This window comes from Pelobium manganitolerans (genome assembly GCF_003609575.1).
GTDB lineage: Bacteria > Bacteroidota > Bacteroidia > Sphingobacteriales > Sphingobacteriaceae > Pseudopedobacter > Pseudopedobacter manganitolerans.
In genome coordinates this window covers 79,347-95,743 of the sequence record NZ_MBTA01000005.1, presented here as the reverse complement: position 1 = coordinate 95,743, position 16,397 = coordinate 79,347, and the positions used below count along the sequence as shown (strand labels likewise).

The 16,397-nt window shown below is 40.5% G+C and carries 15 protein-coding genes; 8 read left to right on the top strand and 7 right to left on the bottom strand.

What is annotated here, in order from left to right:
• Window positions 1-20: 20 nt before the first annotated feature.
• From BCY91_RS05310 to rpsT, 6 genes are all read right to left on the bottom strand, one after another.
• On the bottom strand, window positions 21-1,511 hold the full coding sequence (locus BCY91_RS05310; protein ID WP_120180983.1) for an AAA family ATPase: 1,491 nt from the start codon (window positions 1,509-1,511) through the stop codon (window positions 21-23).
• 131 nt (window positions 1,512-1,642) lie between these two features.
• Window positions 1,643-2,740, bottom strand: coding sequence for a vWA domain-containing protein (locus BCY91_RS05305; protein ID WP_120180982.1), 1,098 nt, complete (start codon window positions 2,738-2,740; stop codon window positions 1,643-1,645).
• 207 nt (window positions 2,741-2,947) lie between these two features.
• Complete coding sequence (locus BCY91_RS17545; RefSeq protein ID WP_182995312.1) at window positions 2,948-3,112, bottom strand: hypothetical protein; 165 nt, start codon at window positions 3,110-3,112, stop codon at window positions 2,948-2,950.
• Window positions 3,113-3,145: 33 nt separating this feature from the next.
• On the bottom strand, window positions 3,146-3,349 hold the full coding sequence (locus tag BCY91_RS05300) for a hypothetical protein (protein ID WP_182995311.1): 204 nt from the start codon (window positions 3,347-3,349) through the stop codon (window positions 3,146-3,148).
• Window positions 3,350-3,499: 150 nt separating this feature from the next.
• A complete protein-coding gene (gene radC, locus BCY91_RS05295) occupies window positions 3,500-4,201 on the bottom strand; it encodes a RadC family protein (RefSeq protein ID WP_120180980.1) in 702 nt (233 codons plus the stop codon).
• 80 nt (window positions 4,202-4,281) lie between these two features.
• Complete coding sequence (gene rpsT, locus BCY91_RS05290; protein ID WP_120180979.1) at window positions 4,282-4,533, bottom strand: 30S ribosomal protein S20; 252 nt, start codon at window positions 4,531-4,533, stop codon at window positions 4,282-4,284.
• 173 nt (window positions 4,534-4,706) lie between these two features.
• Here rpsT and BCY91_RS05285 point away from each other — a divergent pair, with 173 nt between their 5' ends.
• From BCY91_RS05285 to BCY91_RS05245, 8 genes are all read left to right on the top strand, one after another.
• Window positions 4,707-5,687 (top strand): zinc dependent phospholipase C family protein, encoded by a 981-nt coding sequence (locus BCY91_RS05285; RefSeq protein WP_120180978.1) that lies wholly within the window; start codon window positions 4,707-4,709, stop codon window positions 5,685-5,687.
• 58 nt (window positions 5,688-5,745) lie between these two features.
• Window positions 5,746-6,309 carry a hypothetical protein gene (locus BCY91_RS05280; RefSeq protein WP_147387911.1) on the top strand — a complete coding sequence of 188 codons (564 nt, stop codon included), beginning with the start codon at window positions 5,746-5,748 and terminating at the stop codon, window positions 6,307-6,309.
• Between the two features lie 245 nt (window positions 6,310-6,554).
• Window positions 6,555-8,039, top strand: coding sequence for a glycine--tRNA ligase (locus BCY91_RS05275; RefSeq protein WP_120180976.1), 1,485 nt, complete (start codon window positions 6,555-6,557; stop codon window positions 8,037-8,039).
• Between the two features lie 677 nt (window positions 8,040-8,716).
• Complete coding sequence (locus BCY91_RS05265) at window positions 8,717-9,514, top strand: murein L,D-transpeptidase catalytic domain family protein (RefSeq protein WP_120180974.1); 798 nt, start codon at window positions 8,717-8,719, stop codon at window positions 9,512-9,514.
• 162 nt (window positions 9,515-9,676) lie between these two features.
• Window positions 9,677-10,729, top strand: coding sequence for a lactonase family protein (locus BCY91_RS05260; RefSeq protein WP_182995310.1), 1,053 nt, complete (start codon window positions 9,677-9,679; stop codon window positions 10,727-10,729).
• Complete coding sequence (locus BCY91_RS18040; RefSeq protein ID WP_120181054.1) at window positions 10,725-11,024, top strand: type II toxin-antitoxin system RelE/ParE family toxin; 300 nt, start codon at window positions 10,725-10,727, stop codon at window positions 11,022-11,024. The genes BCY91_RS05260 and BCY91_RS18040 overlap by 5 nt, the downstream gene beginning before the upstream one ends.
• Window positions 11,025-11,097: 73 nt before the next feature.
• Window positions 11,098-13,182 (top strand): TonB-dependent receptor, encoded by a 2,085-nt coding sequence (locus BCY91_RS05250; protein WP_120180972.1) that lies wholly within the window; start codon window positions 11,098-11,100, stop codon window positions 13,180-13,182.
• A gap of 115 nt (window positions 13,183-13,297) precedes the next feature.
• Window positions 13,298-14,224 (top strand): cobalamin-binding protein, encoded by a 927-nt coding sequence (locus tag BCY91_RS05245; RefSeq protein WP_120181053.1) that lies wholly within the window; start codon window positions 13,298-13,300, stop codon window positions 14,222-14,224.
• 8 nt (window positions 14,225-14,232) lie between these two features.
• On the opposite strand, the gene BCY91_RS05240 is transcribed toward BCY91_RS05245, so the two are convergent.
• On the bottom strand, window positions 14,233-16,032 hold the full coding sequence (locus BCY91_RS05240) for a DNA polymerase III subunit gamma/tau (protein ID WP_120180971.1): 1,800 nt from the start codon (window positions 16,030-16,032) through the stop codon (window positions 14,233-14,235).
• Window positions 16,033-16,397: the final 365 nt, after the last annotated feature.

Here is a 16,397-nt window from a genome sequence, read left to right as displayed (position 1 = left end):
AAAATCTCCTTTAAAACAAATTAGTATCTTTCATTAAAATCGTCTTCATCCTCCTCGTCCCCAAAATCACCGCTGAATAAACTGTTAAACATATCCTTAAATTCAAAGCCTTTTTCCAAGAAGCTTTTGCTCACCAAAGAAAACTCGGCCAAGCCATGTAAAACAAACTCCATGTACAGCAAAATCTGGCTTTCGCTCACATTTTTATGAAATTGCATCACCACATCCCTCAAACCTGGAACAGATTCTAAAGCTGTTTTATAAGCTTCGTTACTTAAATCATCTAACAAATTAAGGCTGTTTCCCGCGCCAAACCAGTTGATGATTGTTGCATAAGGATTGTCTTTCTTTATCTTTTTCATCCGCTCCGGATCCGGAAAATAGGTTTGCAACAAGGTTTTTACCGCTTTGCCAATTAAGATATTGGCCACTTTTGCGGGTCCTTCCAGCTCGCCTTCATAAACCAGTTCTATTTTACCGGTTATTGCCGGGATAACGCCTAAAAAATCGCTGATGCGCACTGCCGTGTTCTTTTCGCCGTTGATGAGCATACGCCGCTCGGCGTGCGATATTAGGTTTTCATAAGCCGAGATAGTTAAACGTGCAGAAACGCCCGATTTTTTATCGATATATTCCGAGTTGCGCGCTTCAAAAGCAATCTGTTCTACCAGATCCTTCACTAAACCGTCTGCTTCTACCGCTTTCTGTTCGGCAACGATGGCTGCTTCTTGTTGCGTAATTTTTCTTGAGATCGCAATCGACTTTGGATAATGCGTTAAAATCTGGCTTTCTATACGGTCTTTCAGTGGCGTTACGATAGAGCCACGGTTGGTATAATCTTCGGGGTTTGCGGTAAATACAAACTGGATGTCCAAGGGTAAACGTAACTTAAAACCCCTAATTTGGATATCGCGCTCCTGCAAAATATTGAAAAGCGCTACTTGTATCCTGGCTTGTAAATCCGGAAGCTCGTTAATTACAAAAATGCTGCGGTGCGCACGCGGAATTAAGCCAAAATGGATTACCCGCTCGTCGTTATAATGCAGTTTTTGCGTGGCCGCTTTTATCGGATCCACATCGCCAATTAAATCGGCCACGGTAACATCGGGCGTGGCCAGTTTTTCGGTGTAGCGCTCGTTGCGGTGCCACCAAGCAATTGGGGTTTCGTCGCCGTGTATTTCAATTGCGTTTTTGCCTGCCCAACTAATGGGGTTTAAAGGGTCGTCATACAATTCCGAATCGGCTATGTAAGGCACATATTCGTCCAGCAAATTCACCATCAAACGTGCAATCCGTGTCTTCGCCTGGCCACGCAAGCCCAACAACAAAATGTTATGTCGGCTTAAAATAGCGGTTTGCAAATCTGGGATAACCGTGTCTTCAAAGCCTATAATCCCTTCGAAACCTAAATCATCTTGCTTCAGTTTTGCAATTAGGTTTTCTCTTAATTCTTCTTTAATCGACCGGCTTTTATAACCGGATTTTCTTAATTCGCCAAGTGTTTTTATCATAATGCCTCACCCTAAATCCCTCTCCAAAGGAGGGGGGACTTGCTTATTGGGTTTGTTAATATAGTTGCTAATAATCTTAATACTTATGTCTTGATACTAATGGCTCATATCTCGCATCTCCCCTCTCATATCTATCTTACCGTTTTTCTCCTATTTCTGATATAGTCTTCAAAAATATATTCTCCCAGTCCTTTCAACGAGCTGTAAAACGCTTTTCCGTTGTTCACTTCTGTAAACTTACGCACAAATTGCTGCAGGTAAGGGTCGCGTGCAATCATAAAAGTGGTGATGGGGATATTGAGCTTTTTGCATTGCGCAGCCATAGTCAGCGTTTTATTGATGACCTTTTTATCCAAACCCACGCTGTTTTTATAGTAACGGTTGCCTTCTTTCAAACAGGTTGGCTTGCCGTCGGTAATCATAAAAATCTGCTTGTTATGTGTTTTACGCCGCCGTAAAATATCCGTTGCAAGCTCTAAACCGGCGTAAGTGTTGGTGTGGAAAGGCCCAACTTGTAAATAAGGCAAATCTTTGATGCTGATAGGCCAAGCATCGTTTCCAAACACAACAATATCTAAGGTGTCTTTGGGATATTTTGTTTTAATCAGTTCGGCCAATGCCATCGCTACTTTTTTTGCGGGCGTTATGCGGTCTTCCCCGTACAAAATCATCGAATGTGAAATATCGATCATCAAAACGGTAGAAGTAAGCGTTTTGTAATCACGTTCTTCTACTTCCAAGTCGCGCTCGGTCATTAAAAAATCGTTAATGCCGTGGTTAATCTGTGCGTTGTGGATAGACGCTGTCATATCAATTTGGTCTAAGCTGTCGCCAAACTGATATTCGCGTCGGTCGGCGTTCTTCTCTTCGCCAACGCCCGAGTGCGGTGCACGGTGGTTTCCTTTGCCGGATTTTTTGAGTTTACCGAAAATCTCTTCCAAAGCAGCTTGCCTGATGCTCTGCTCCGTTTTTGCAGTAATATTAAAACCACCCTTAGGATCATCATTGCTGATGTAGCCCTTGTTCTTAAGATCTTCAATAAAATCGCCCATGCCATAATCATCAGTGGTAATGTTATGTTGCTTATCCAGCTCATTCATCCAGGCCAAAGCCTCATTAGCATCGCCAGAAGCATAATTTAGCAACTCCAAAAACAACTTCAACAGCTCGTCAAACCCGCCTTTTGGCAGTTCGGTGGGCAAATATTCAGAAAACCCGTAACCTCTCATCTTTACAAAATGTTTCTTTATAAACGTTTGTAGGTGCTAAACGTTTTGATTTGGCCAAAAATTTCAACCATGTTTTTCATATTTTTCATATTTTTCATCAACAAGCGATTTTGACCCGGATGGATCCTCGACGCTATTTTTATGGAAATCTTTTGCAAATATCTTTCCGGTGGGCAATTAAAATCAAAACCATGGTTTTGCTATCCTCTAATTCAACCCCAATCCTATAATCTGCCAGCTTAATTCGGTAAAAGACTTGTAGCCGGTCATTTTTTTGATATTTCTTATTTCCCGAATGCTTTCCGCGGCTTCGATATTTGATAAAACGGCTTCTATCTTATCTGCAATTTTCCCATAATCAATCTTATCCAAGCTTTTATAAAATGACTTCTCAAATCTTTAAAATCATTTTGCAGAGCGCAATTTCTTTAGAAGAACATCTTTACCAATATACTCGCCGGTTTTAGCCTCGCTCATCATTTCTCCAAAAACCAAATCTTCTTTCTCTTCAATAGAAATTGCTTTAACTCGACTACCTAATTGCTTGGCCATTTCGGCAATAAGCTCATAACTTTTAGCGTCAGATGGTTCTATTAACAATGCTTCCACTTTCACAATCTTGATATAACAAATATATCATTTTTGAAGCCAGTATGTTATAAGATGCGAAGACTCTCGCTTTTTTTTGACAAAACAAAGTGACTAGGTGGAAGATAATTGATATGATCTAAAATTTTCGACAATCAAAACAACTATGGATTACAACAACTCTTCATCAGCAAAACTAAAGAACTTATTACCCGCAATAATAATGTGGTCCAAAATTTTCATATCCAGCATGTTGGCTGCGCTTTTCATTTTCTTAGTCAGACTAACATCCTCTTGGCTAGGTTTTAAATTGCCCGACGGATGGTTGTGCGCCAATACGATGTTAACCGCATTATGTTCTAAAGCGGTTTTAAAGATGATTTTAGGGTCGGCGATGGTGCCTGCTACACCGCCTTTAGAAATTAAAACCTTGGTAATCAATTTGTGCGAATTGTTAAGCAATAAAATCCAAAACTCCTCGTGCAGTAAATCAGCAAAATAAGGCGCCAGTATATTGAAGGCATCTTTTGCACAGCCAATTGAACTGGGTAGCGGTACTTCGGTCTCTTTACGCCTGCGGCCCAGCTCTAAAGCGGCAATAATGGTAATGGCTTTTGCTTCGCCTATTCCTCTAAACTTGCACAGCTCTTGCACAGAAAGCTTTGAAAGATTACCTAAATCATTATTGTAGCTGTGTAAAATACGTTTGCTTAAATCAACCGCCGACTCGGTAGTGGAGCCCGAGCCAATGAGTATGGCTATCAGTTCGGCATCGGAAAGGCTTCTTCTGCCTAAGGCAAGTAATTTTTCGCGCGGACGGTCTTCCTCTGCCCAGGCTTTGATGGTGATTTTTTGTTCGTAAGGTAAACTCATACAAAAATAAATCTACACAAAAACCAACAAAAAAAGGCAGAACCCGATAGAGCCCTGCCTCAAAATAAGATATGGTTAAACTACAAAGAGTTAGCGAACTTGCTCAACTTAGCTTTGTTGTTTGCAGCTTTGTTTTTGTGGATAACGTTTTTCTTTGCCAAACGGTCTAGCATCGAGCTAACTTTTGGCAATAAAGCCAATGCTTCTTCTTTACTAACAGCATTACGTAACCTTTTGATAAAAGTTCTGGTAGTTTTTGCTTGGTATCTGTTACGTAAACGTTTAGCTGCGTTTGCTCTGATTCTTTTTAATGCTGATTTATGATTTGCCATTTTTAGCTCTTTATTCCTTTAAAAAACATTCCCTCTATTGAGGGATGCAAATATAGCGCTAATATTTTTAAAAGCAAATGCATTTTATAAAATTTAATATCTTAAAAAATACTGAATATGAGCGCTATGCCTTAATTTTAATTTGATGTTTCTTTAAAACCCTAAACCACCCAATGAACCGAAAACCTATACCTAAAAAAATTTTGTGGATATGCCTAAGCCTAGGCAGTATCATTTTATTCAGCTCTTGGGGATTTTTTGCGCACCAGCGCATTAACCGTTTAGCCGTATTTACGTTGCCAAAAGATCTGATTGGCTTTTATAAATCAAACATCAACTACATAACGGTACATGCGGTAGACCCTGATAAACGCCGTTATGCAGATTCTTTGGAGGCCGCGCGGCACTATTTAGACGCCGATCATTACGGCAAAGAGCCCTTTAAAGTGATACCCAGAAAATGGAACGAAGCTGCCACTAAATTAAGCGAAGATACGCTGTACGCTTACGGGATTGTGCCCTGGCAAATTCATCGCACTTATTACAAATTAGTTGATGCTTTTAAAAACTGCGATTCTGTGCGAATTTTAAAATATTCGGCCGATTTAGGACATTATATAGCTGATGCCCACGTGCCTTTGCATACTTCAGAAAATTATAACGGGCAGCTTACCAACCAAATAGGCATACATGGCTTTTGGGAAAGCCGCCTGCCCGAAGTTTTTGCAGACGACTACGACTATTTTGTTGGAAAGGCCGTTTACATACAAAATCCGCTGGATAAAGCTTGGGATATCGTAGAACACACTTTCTCTTTGTTAGACTCTACATTGTTAATCGAAAAAAGATTGAACAAATCTTTTCGACCGGACCGGAAGTACACTTTTAACGAGCGCAACAACCGAGTAACTAAAGAATACTCATTAGAATATTCAAAGGCCTATCACGATGCACTGAACGGGATGGTGGAGCAACAAATGCGAAATTCCATTTTAATGGTAGGCAGCTATTGGTATTCGGCCTGGGTAGATGCGGGCCAGCCCGACATGAAAAAGTTATCGCGCACAGAGCAAAGCTTAGCGGAGAAAAAAGCCATTGAACAAGAAGAGCAATTATTTTTGAAGGGTAAGATTATTGGGCGCCCAGAAAACTAAATTATGACAAACCTTAGCAGTTTGATGCACGTACAATCCTTCAAATTGAGATTGTTACGTGAAAAAAATCTGCCTTAGCTTCGTTTTCTTAGTATTGCTGTTGTGTAAAAGTTTTGCGCAAGAGCTTGTGGTAAATAAAAAATCGCATTTTTATGTGGGCGTAGACATTAAAGTGGCAACACTTTTCACTTCTACCAGCATTAAATCATTGTTTGGGATAAAATTGGGTTACAACCAAAAACTAAGCAATGGCTTATTTACCGGCCCACAGGCAGAAGCGCTTTTTATCCGCTCTCCGATAAATAAAGGTGCACGTATTTCATTATTTGCCGGACCGGCTGCGGAATTTGAGTTAAAGCCGATGCAAGAAAGGGCTTTGCAACAAAAAACTACCTCGGTAACAGTAAAATCTAGCTGGGTGTTTCCTCTAAATCCAAAATCAAGTGATTACGCTTTTTTAGATTGCATCTCCGTAGGCGCATCTATTTTGAACGATGACTTTTTAGGTTTCAACCAAAGTTCTGTAGGAATTAATTTAGATTGGCAAAGGTACGATATCGGCTTTTATGATAGCAGTAACCGTATGTTAAACATCAACACCGTTAGCAGCACCAGGCTTTAGCTGAGCGAGAAAAGATTAAAGACAAAGGCAAAAGGAATCTCAATTTGTCCGGATTGCGCTAACGACAGCAGCGGCATACTTTTTTTGCGTGGGCAAAAGCGGGAGCGTAAAAAAAGATACAGCGGATGGCGTGTTAAAGCGCCCAAAACCTACCATTTACGTTCAAAAGGCTCAAAAACCTGATTCATAAAAATTTAAGCCGAAAATAGCTTGCGCATAGTAGGTAATGCTATATTTGCAGCATCATGTCGAAAAATAACGAAGAAAACTTTAAAAATGTGATTTCGCACGCCAAGGAGTACGGTTTTGTGTTCCAAAGCAGTGAGATATACGATGGATTAAGTGCCGTTTATGATTACGGACAGCTGGGCGCCGAGCTTAAAAACAACATCAAAACCTATTGGTGGAAAGCGATGGTGCAACTAAACGAAAATATTGTGGGGATAGACTCTGCGATATTTATGCACCCGAAAATTTGGAAAGCAAGCGGGCATGTGGACGGTTTTAACGATCCGATGATTGACAACAAAGACTCTAAAAAACGTTACCGCGCGGACCAGCTTTTGGAAGATAAAATTGAAGCTTACAAAGTCGCCGGTGACCAACAAAATGCAGAAAGCCTGCAAGCTGATATGGACGAGGCTTTGAAAGCGGAAGACTTGCCACGTTTAAAGGCCTTAATTGAAGAACATAAAATTGCCTGCCCAGTATCTAAAACTTGCAATTGGACAGATGTTCGCCAGTTTAACCTGATGTTTGCTACGCAATTTGGCGCAATGGCCGAAGGTGCAGAAGAGGTTTACCTACGCCCAGAAACGGCCCAGGGCATCTTCGTTAACTTTTTGAATGTTCAAAAGAGCGGGCGCATGAAAATCCCTTTCGGTATTGCACAGATAGGTAAAGCGTTTAGAAACGAGGTGATTGCGCGCCAGTTTATTATGCGTATGCGCGAGTTTGAGCAAATGGAAATGCAGTTTTTTGTACGCCCTGGCTCTGAACTGGAGTGGTACAATAAATGGAAAGAGATACGCTTGCAATGGCATTTGGCTTTAGGTACTGATCCTAAAAAATACCAGTTTCATGACCACGCTAAGCTAGCGCACTATGCCAATGCAGCCGTGGATATCGAGTACGAGTTCCCTTTCGGTTTTAAAGAAGTGGAGGGCATCCACTCGCGTACTGACTTTGATTTAAGTCAGCACCAAGAATTTTCGAGAAAGAAAATGCAATATTTTGATCCGGAAGTAAACCCAGAAACCGGTAAACCTTACGGAAATTATGTGCCGTACGTGATTGAAACATCCATCGGGCTAGACCGCTTTTTTCTGGTAACTTTAGTGAACGCCTTTGAAGAAGAAGATTTAAGCACAGCAGACAAGCAAGACTCGCGCTCGGTATTGCGTTTACATCCAGCTTTGGCGCCTTATAAAGCAGCTGTTTTACCGCTGACCAAAAAAGATGGCTTGCCAGAAAAAGCGCGTGAAATTATGGATGCTTTGAAGTTTGATTTTAATATGGCTTACGATGAAAAAGACGCCATAGGAAAACGCTACCGCCGCCAAGATGCTATTGGAACACCTTTTTGCATCACTATTGACTATGATACTTTAGAAGACAACACGGTTACCATACGCCATAGGGATAGTATGGAACAAGAGCGTGTTGCCATTGCCGATTTAAACCGGATTATTGGTGATTTAGTAAGCTGGAAAAACTTATTACAAAAGTAAAATCAAAAAAAACAATATAGCCTCTGCCAAAACGGAGGCTTTTTTTGTGCTGTTAACTTTTTGCAATTTTATCCGAAAACCATGTAACTTTTTAGCTTATAGCAACGTACTAGTAACAAAACCATTTTGTTTTTGCTATGTTGTACCGTTACAGATTTTTAATTCTTTGTGTGTTGCTTGGAACTTTAGTTAACGTATGTGGCGCATTTTTTGGCTCGTTATTACTTCGAACTATCTTGTTAGAATTAAGTCTGTTGGTATTTTTCTTAGCCTTGTTTGCCAAACGAAAAGACCGCAAAGAGGTTGAAAAAGCAAGCAATCACGAAGAAGGTTTAAAAATATACCTTTAGTAAAACAATAAAAAACGCAAATACAACGTTTTATTCAACACGCTCTTAAAAAAATAACATTATGCGTTTTTTAAACCTGATCATAAGCCTTCTTTCAAATTTGGCTTTTCCCAAACAAACACTAAAGCCGTCTCTTCTCCCAGTTATCCGCTCTAAAGAAGTATTGCGGCGGTTCTAATTTTTTCCCAAAAAATTTAAGCTTATTTTTATTTTTTCATCAAAGCATTTCCGCAACATGTTTACGAAATGTCATGAAACTAAAATAATCGGTTACTTTCTGCAAAAATGAAGATTAACTATAAAAGAAAGAGAAAACCTATGAACCTAATGAGAAATAAAAAATTCAAATCGTATTCTTTAAAATCCCTTTTATTAATTGCATTTGCTATCATTTTTTTAAACCTGAGTTGGAAAACGCCTAAAGCGGATGGCACTGTTAAAGCTAAGGCAGACACAGTAACCTTTGTTAAAGAAACGCCGTTTTCTTTTACCAATTTTGCCAGTGATATTTATACTGATGCGCAATTAGCCGAAAGCAACCTGGACCTAACGGTGTTTGAGAAAGCTCTGGCGGGATTTGTAAACCTGAACGAGCAACATTTGCTAAACGCAGACAAAAACATCATCACTATTGTAGATTTCACCAAACCCAGCACCAGCAAAAGGATGTGGATTGTGGATCTTAAAAACAAAGCTTTATTGCTAAATACTTATGTAGCGCACGGGCAAGGCAGTGGCGAAAATATGGCCACCAACTTTTCTAACGTTGCCGAATCGCACCAAAGTAGCTTAGGCTTTTTTATCGCCAGTGAAACCTACTTTGGCAAACACGGTTTATCTTTAAAATTGGATGGCCAAGATAAGGGCATTAATGATTTGGCACGCAACCGCGCAATTGTGGTGCATGGCGCAAGCTATGTAAGTGAAGATTTTATTAAAAGAACTGGCCGTTTGGGCAGAAGCTTTGGTTGCCCGGCAGTGTCGGAAAAACTGAATGCCAAAGTGATTGAACTGATCAAAGGAAAAACCTGCTTTTTTATTAACGGCAAAAGCGACAGCTACCGCTCAAATTTATTAAGCAGTAACCATATCAACGAAAATAACCAAACGGTTGCAAGTTTGTAACAGCATAAACATCGTATAAAAAAAGCCTTTCCGCAGCCGGAGAGGCTTTTTTGTTTTTGATGCTTATATTGCAGAAAAAATCATCAAATAATGATCCTCAGAAAAACCGCATTTTTACTGGTATTATTTATGCCATTGCTAGGTTTGGGACAAACCAGAACCATGAAAAATCAACTAATTGTAGGCAGCTACACAAAAACGCAAAGCCACGGTCTTTTTAGCTTTAACTTTAATGGTGGCTTGGAGTTAAAGTCTGAAGCCGATCATGTTTTTCATCCATCTTATTTAGTTCTAAATAAAGATGGCACACATATTTATGCCGTAAACGAAGGAGGTGCCAAAAACAGCGCGGTAAGTGCTTTCAGATACGATAAGAATACAGGCAAGTTTTCACTCATCAATTCGGAGCTTACACAAGGTGCGGCGCCTTGCCACGTTACCCTATCGCCTGACGAAAAGTTTCTTTTTGCGGCAAATTATAACGGCGGAAGTTTGAGCGTATTCCCGATTAACGAAGATGGAAGCTTGGCGCCTTTAGCTCAGTTACTTAAACACGAAGGAAGCAGCGTAAATAAAAATCGACAGAATGAACCTCATGTGCACTCTACCAATTTCTCGCCAGACGGAACTATTCTTTACGCAGCAGATTTAGGTACTGATAAAATTGTAGCTTACCGTTATCATCCCGAAGATAAGAAGCCTTTAACGGCAAGCCCCGAGTTAGACATCACTATTGATGCAGGTTTTGGACCGCGCCATTTTACTTTTAACAAACAGGGCGATAGGCTGTACGTAATGTCCGAGATGAAAGCTTATGTTTCTGTATTTGAATATAAAAATCATAAAACCACTTTAATACAAGAAATAAATACAAACGCTCCGGATTTTAAGGGTGAAGATAGCGGGGCAGATATCCACCTTTCTGCCGATGGACGGTTTTTATACACCAGCAACCGAGGCGACGCCAACAGCATCGCGATATTTGCGGTAGAAGCCGACGGAAAACTTAAGAGAGTAGCTAATGAAAGCACGAGAGGCAAAGGTCCGCGCAATTTTGTGATTGACCCAACAGACAATTACCTGTTGGTGGCCCACCAGTACACCAATAATATTGTGGTATTTAAACGCGACAAAAAAACAGGTTTACTAAAATGCCTAAGCGAAACAAACGAAGTTGGAAGCCCCGTGTGTTTGAAGTTTGTGGAGCTGAATTAAAAGCTTTGTTAACGAATTACTTATATTTATAAATTATTTAGCGCGAGAACGTTATGTCAAAAAGCACCTCTTTTTCATTGGGGGATTATCTGGACGATTTTGTAAACCCTATACAAACTGGTCAAAGCAGCAAGCTGATAAATACATTGAATTAATTTTTGCCGAAATCCATCATATTACTCAAGATCTTAACAGGGGTAAAAGTTATGAAAATCTCAGAGACGGCTATCGTGGTGTAAAAATCCAGTCACATATCATCTTCTTCAGGTTAGCTAAACGTGTGGGCAACAAGTAGAAATAATTAGAATCTTGCACCAAAAAATGGATATTGCGCACAGAGTAGATGAATAACCATCGCTACATTACTTATGATTTATACCTATAAGTCTGTTCGGCCGATTAACGGTTTAACAACCATTTTACTGGTTGCCACACTAATCTCCCTAACGGCAAAAGCACAATCACTTACAGATAGTACGCTACACTTAAAGCCAGTGGTGGTAAGCGCCTATCTCTCAGAAAACAAATTATTTAACCTACCGTCAACCGTCACCGCGCTAAGCAAAACCCAAATTGAACAAAACCAAGGCACCTCTTTATTACCCGTACTGAACACCGTTGCCGGCGTAAAAATGGAAGAACGCTCGCCCGGAAGTTACCGCCTGTCTATCCGTGGAAGTTTACTCCGCTCGCCTTTTGGTGTCCGTAATGTTAAAGTTTATTTTGACGGCTTGCCCTTAACAGATGCCAGCGGAAACACCTATTTAAATTTGATAGACCAAACTGCCCTGGGCAGTATAGAAATATTGAAAGGGCCAGACGGTAGTCTCTTCGGGGCAAACTCTGGCGGAGTGGTATTATTGAGCTCTCAAAATCCAAAACAAGAGATAAATGTAAACGGAAGCTTTGGCTCTTACGGCTTTTACAGAGAAAACGTCCATCTTCACAAAAAGCATCAGCGTTATCAATACACCTTAAACCAAGCTTACCAATACAGCGATGGCTACCGCGAGCAAAGTTTAATGAAACGCTGGTATTTTCAAACTCAGCAACAGTTGCAATACACATCAAAGGCAAACATTAAATTTTCTGGCTTTTACAGCGATTTGAAATATCAAACTCCCGGCGGATTAACTGAAAAACAAGCTTCGGAAAACCCGCGTCAAGCCCGACCGGCAACTGCAAGCGCGCCCGGCGCAAAGGAGCAACAAGCGGGGATTTATAACCGCAGTTTTTTTGGTGGATTAACGCACTTTTACCAACTCAGTAAAAGTTGGCAACACCACATTTCCCTTTCGGGGATGAGTACCGATTTTGAAAACCCTTTTATCACCAATTACGAAAAACGCGACGAAAACAGCCTGGCTTTACGCACGTTTTTTAGCCATCAGCATAATTATAAAAACAGTTTAAGCTATTCCCTAAATGTGGGCTACGAGTATCAGCACAGCCGGTTTAAAATTAGAAATTATGACAATAACGGTGGTGTTGAAGGCAACATCCTTAACGCCGACCTGATAAAAAATGAGACACAGTTTTTGTTTGCACGATTTAAGACTGAAATCAGCAAACGCTTAACCGCAGAAATCTCGGGCAGTTTAAATTTTAACAAGTTTGATTTTAATGCCTTACCAGAATCAAACAATCAACAGGGCTACGGATCTGTAAAATCAGATCCGGAATTGATGCCCCGCATGGCGTTATCCTATTTATTTACAGAAAATAACGCCTTTCGCGCCATCATCAGCCGTGGCTACGCAAGCCCTACCAAAGATGAAATACGGGCGTCAGACGCAACTATTAATCCTGATTTGAAAGCAGAAAAAGGTTGGAATTATGAAATAGGCTTTCGCACAAAAACATCCTCAGAAAGGTTTTACTTAGATATCGCCGCATTTTATTATCGCTTAAACGATGCCATAGTTAGACGTGTGGCTGCTAATGATGAAGATTACTATGTAAATGCCGGCGGAACTAAACAAAAAGGATTAGAAATTGAACTAAATGCAAACTTATGGAACGGCGCTTCCTTATTTAAAAAAGCAGATTGGCGCATGGCCAGCACTTTTTCCAATTTTAAGTTTCGGGATTATATAATCGGCAATGAAAATTACAGCAATAACCGGCTTACAGGCGTACCAAAAAGCACGTTTAGCCAAAGCTTAGAAATTGCTTTACCGCAAAATTTAAACTTGGGTGTGCAACATTATTATCAGGCCAAAACATCGCTTAATGATGCCGAAACGGTGTTTGCAAAAAGCTATCATCTACTAAATGCAACCCTAATCTGGAATAAAAAACTGAAACAAACATCCCTCAACATCCGCTTAAGCGCAAATAATATTAGCAATGTTAGTTACAGTTTAGGTAACGATTTAAATGCCTTTGGTGGCAGATATTTTAACCCTGCTGCAAAACGCAACTTCTCGTTTGGCTTGGGTTTATCACTTTAACAGGCCTTGCCTTGCTCAAAAACTCACGTTATTTTTTACCCTAATGCAACACTGATTGTCGTCACAAAGCCCTTAGCCAACGCATAAAACTTTATCTTTGGGCAAAAACAGCAAAATGCCCCAAAAAAGAATTGTTTCCTTATTGGCTGCCGGCACAGAGATGGTTTGCGCCTTAGGTTTAGAAAAACAGCTGGTTGGCATATCGCACGAATGCGACTATCCCGAAAGTATAAAAACATTGCCCGTATGCTCTGAAGCCAGTTTTGGCAACGAGCTTTCCAGTGCAGAAATTGATGCAAAAGTACGCCAAACCGTTTACGACGCGCTTTCGGTTTACAAAATTGACAAAGCGCTAATTGGCGATTTACAACCCGATGTGGTGATTACCCAAAACCAGTGCGAAGTGTGCGCCGTTGCCGAAAAAGATGTGGAACTTGCTTTGCGCGATATAGCCAGTAAAGACACCAAACTTTTTTCTTTGGCACCAAATACTTTACAGGATATTTTGCAAGAAATAGCAGATTTGGCTAAGGTTTTAGATGCTGAGGATGCCGGAGAAAAGCTTCTGGAAGACCTCCAAGAACGCATTGACATTATAAAACACAAGCTTAAGTTTTTTCCAGATAAGCCCAAAGTTGCTGTAATAGAATGGCTTTCGCCCTTGATGATTGCAGGAAACTGGGTGCCAGAGCTGGTGGAAATTGCCGGAGGAACACCAATACTGGCCGAAAATGGGAAGCATTCGCCTTTTATAGAATGGCAACAGATTTATGATGCCAATCCGGATATTATTGTAATCGCTAACTGTGGTTTTGATATTGGCCGGAGTTTACAAGAAATTGATTTGTTGCTAAACCAACCCGGCTGGCGCGATGTGGAAGCCGTTAAAAACAACAGCGTTTATATTGCGGATGGCAATGCCTATTTTAACCGTAGCGGACCCCGAATTGTAGATACCATAGAAATTTTGGCAGAGATTATTACCCCCAAATATTTTTCTTTCGGTTATGAGGGTACAGCTTGGATAAAGTTCGAAATCTAGGATACAGATTAGTTCAGATCCAAATTAAAAACCTTGCGAAACTCATCTAAAGCAGGGTTTTTTTCGGCCATGTGCAAATATTTATCTTTTGCGGTGTACAGCTTTTTGCCTTCCTTAATCTCGGTAATTACCGGATCCAAACTGATTTGAAAATTGAGCAATTTTTGGCGCAGAAAATTGAGCAAATCAATTTTTTCATAGGTCAGCTCGGTTTCTTGTAGTTTGTTTTCAATTGGCAACTCTATCCGAAAATTTTCCTTTAAGATAGGTGTGTAATTTTCTAAGATGGCAACTAAACTCATTTTGTTTTGCGCTTTCACAATGCCCGAGTAGGTAACCCACTGCTTAATTAAATCTTCTTGCGTAAACGGTTGGCGTTCCACACCGCTTAAAATCACCTTCTCCGCTTCCGCGTTGTCTTCTGATTTGATGCTTGACGGATCTTTTAAATTTGGGATAATAGAGGCTTTTAAATCTCTGTTTAGCAAAGATTTTCCGGCGCTAGGCAAAGGCGCTGCAGATGGCTTGCCTGGGACAGGTGTTGCCACACTTTCGACAGCTTTTTTTTCAGAAGAAACAGGGATTTGAGGCTTTGGCGTTACTACTGGCTCAGTTTTGCCATAGCTTACCTCGGCTTCCGCCGCTAAAGTTTTAGGTTTTTTTTTTAGTTGCTCGGCCAGTTGCTGAACATTCTCTGATTGGCTTAGCTGTAAAGCTTGTGCCAAATGGCTAATCTTCATCAGCGTAAGCTCTACCTGCAAACGCTGGTTTTTGCTTAGGCGATAATTCAAATCGCACTGGTTGGCAATATTTAAAGCACTTAACAAAAACGAAGCTGGCGCAAGCCTAGCCTGTTCTAAATATTTGGCTTTGATGTTTTCACTAACCTCCAACAATTTAACAGTGCTGGCGTCTCGGCAAATCAGCACATTTCTTAGGTGCGATGCCAAGCCGGTAATAAAATGGTTGCCATCAAAACCGTTGTTTAAAATATCGTCAAACAATAACAAAGCGCCCGGCGTATCTTGTGCCAACAACAAATCGGTTAGCTTAAAATAATAATCGTAATCTAAAATATTTAGGTTGTCAATTACCGCTTGGTAGCTAAGCGCACGGTTAGAGAAGCTGACAATCTGATCAAACATAGACAGCGCATCGCGCAAACCACCATCGGCTTTTTGCGCAATTAAATGCAAACCGTCCATATCATAGCTTACATTTTCTTTGGTGGCAATGCCCGCAAGGTGCTGCGCCATATCCTCTACCCTGATCCGGTTGAAATCAAAAATTTGGCAACGGGATAAAATAGTTGGTAAAATTTTATGCTTTTCTGTGGTTGCCAAAATAAAAATGGCGTATGCTGGCGGTTCTTCCAAGGTTTTCAAAAAAGCGTTGAAAGCACTTTGCGAAAGCATGTGCACCTCATCAATAATATAAACTTTATACTTACCGGCCTGTGGCGGTATACGCACTTGGTCAATCAGGTTGCGGATATCATCTACCGAGTTGTTCGAGGCGGCATCCAGCTCATGAAAATTAAACGAATTTCCGTTTTGGAAAGATACGCAAGACTCGCAAACGCCACAGGCTTCATGGTCCGCCGTTAGGTTAGTGCAGTTGATGGTTTTGGCTAAAATACGTGCGCAGGTAGTTTTACCCACACCACGCGGACCGCAAAATAAAAAAGCTTGTGCAAGTTGATTGTTTTTGATGGCATTTTTGAGCGTATTGGTGATGTGCGACTGTCCCACTACACTCTCAAACAAAACCGGCCTGTATTTCCTTGCAGAAACTATAAAATTCTCCATCGTTGCTAAAGTAGCAAGTTGTTGTTGATTGTGCAATATTTTACTTGGAATGTGAGAAAATCCTGATACCTACTTTAGGGTATTTTTCACAAATACGGGTATGTACGGATACAACCTATGCTTTCTTTGCCGATTTTTGAGCATGTTTAAACTAACAGGCAGGTTAAGAATTTTTAGTGGCTTTATATCGTACTTGTTTAAAGAAGTTTTAAAGCCCCATTAATAGCTCTCCAAAAATTAAAAAAGACATGGTCTTTTTTAGGTTTCTAAATAGGTGTGTAAAAGCGGTAGGTCTCCCAAACCATGCCGCTTTTTTGTCTCACACCATTTTCAAATTCCGGCATTGTTGCTGGCTCTTCGCCGTT

Coding starts and splice junctions, on each gene's coding strand:
- BCY91_RS05310 (WP_120180983.1), bottom strand. CDS start 1,511: ATGATAAAAACACTTGGCGAATTAAGAAAATCCGGTTATAAAAGCCGG.
- BCY91_RS05305 (WP_120180982.1), bottom strand. CDS start 2,740: ATGAGAGGTTACGGGTTTTCTGAATATTTGCCCACCGAACTGCCAAAA.
- radC (WP_120180980.1), bottom strand. CDS start 4,201: ATGAGTTTACCTTACGAACAAAAAATCACCATCAAAGCCTGGGCAGAG.
- rpsT (WP_120180979.1), bottom strand. CDS start 4,533: ATGGCAAATCATAAATCAGCATTAAAAAGAATCAGAGCAAACGCAGCT.
- BCY91_RS05285 (WP_120180978.1), top strand. CDS start 4,707: ATGAACCGAAAACCTATACCTAAAAAAATTTTGTGGATATGCCTAAGC.
- BCY91_RS05275 (WP_120180976.1), top strand. CDS start 6,555: ATGTCGAAAAATAACGAAGAAAACTTTAAAAATGTGATTTCGCACGCC.
- BCY91_RS05265 (WP_120180974.1), top strand. CDS start 8,717: ATGAGAAATAAAAAATTCAAATCGTATTCTTTAAAATCCCTTTTATTA.
- BCY91_RS05260 (WP_182995310.1), top strand. CDS start 9,677: ATGAAAAATCAACTAATTGTAGGCAGCTACACAAAAACGCAAAGCCAC.
- BCY91_RS05250 (WP_120180972.1), top strand. CDS start 11,098: ATGATTTATACCTATAAGTCTGTTCGGCCGATTAACGGTTTAACAACC.
- BCY91_RS05245 (WP_120181053.1), top strand. CDS start 13,298: ATGCCCCAAAAAAGAATTGTTTCCTTATTGGCTGCCGGCACAGAGATG.
- BCY91_RS05240 (WP_120180971.1), bottom strand. CDS start 16,032: ATGGAGAATTTTATAGTTTCTGCAAGGAAATACAGGCCGGTTTTGTTT.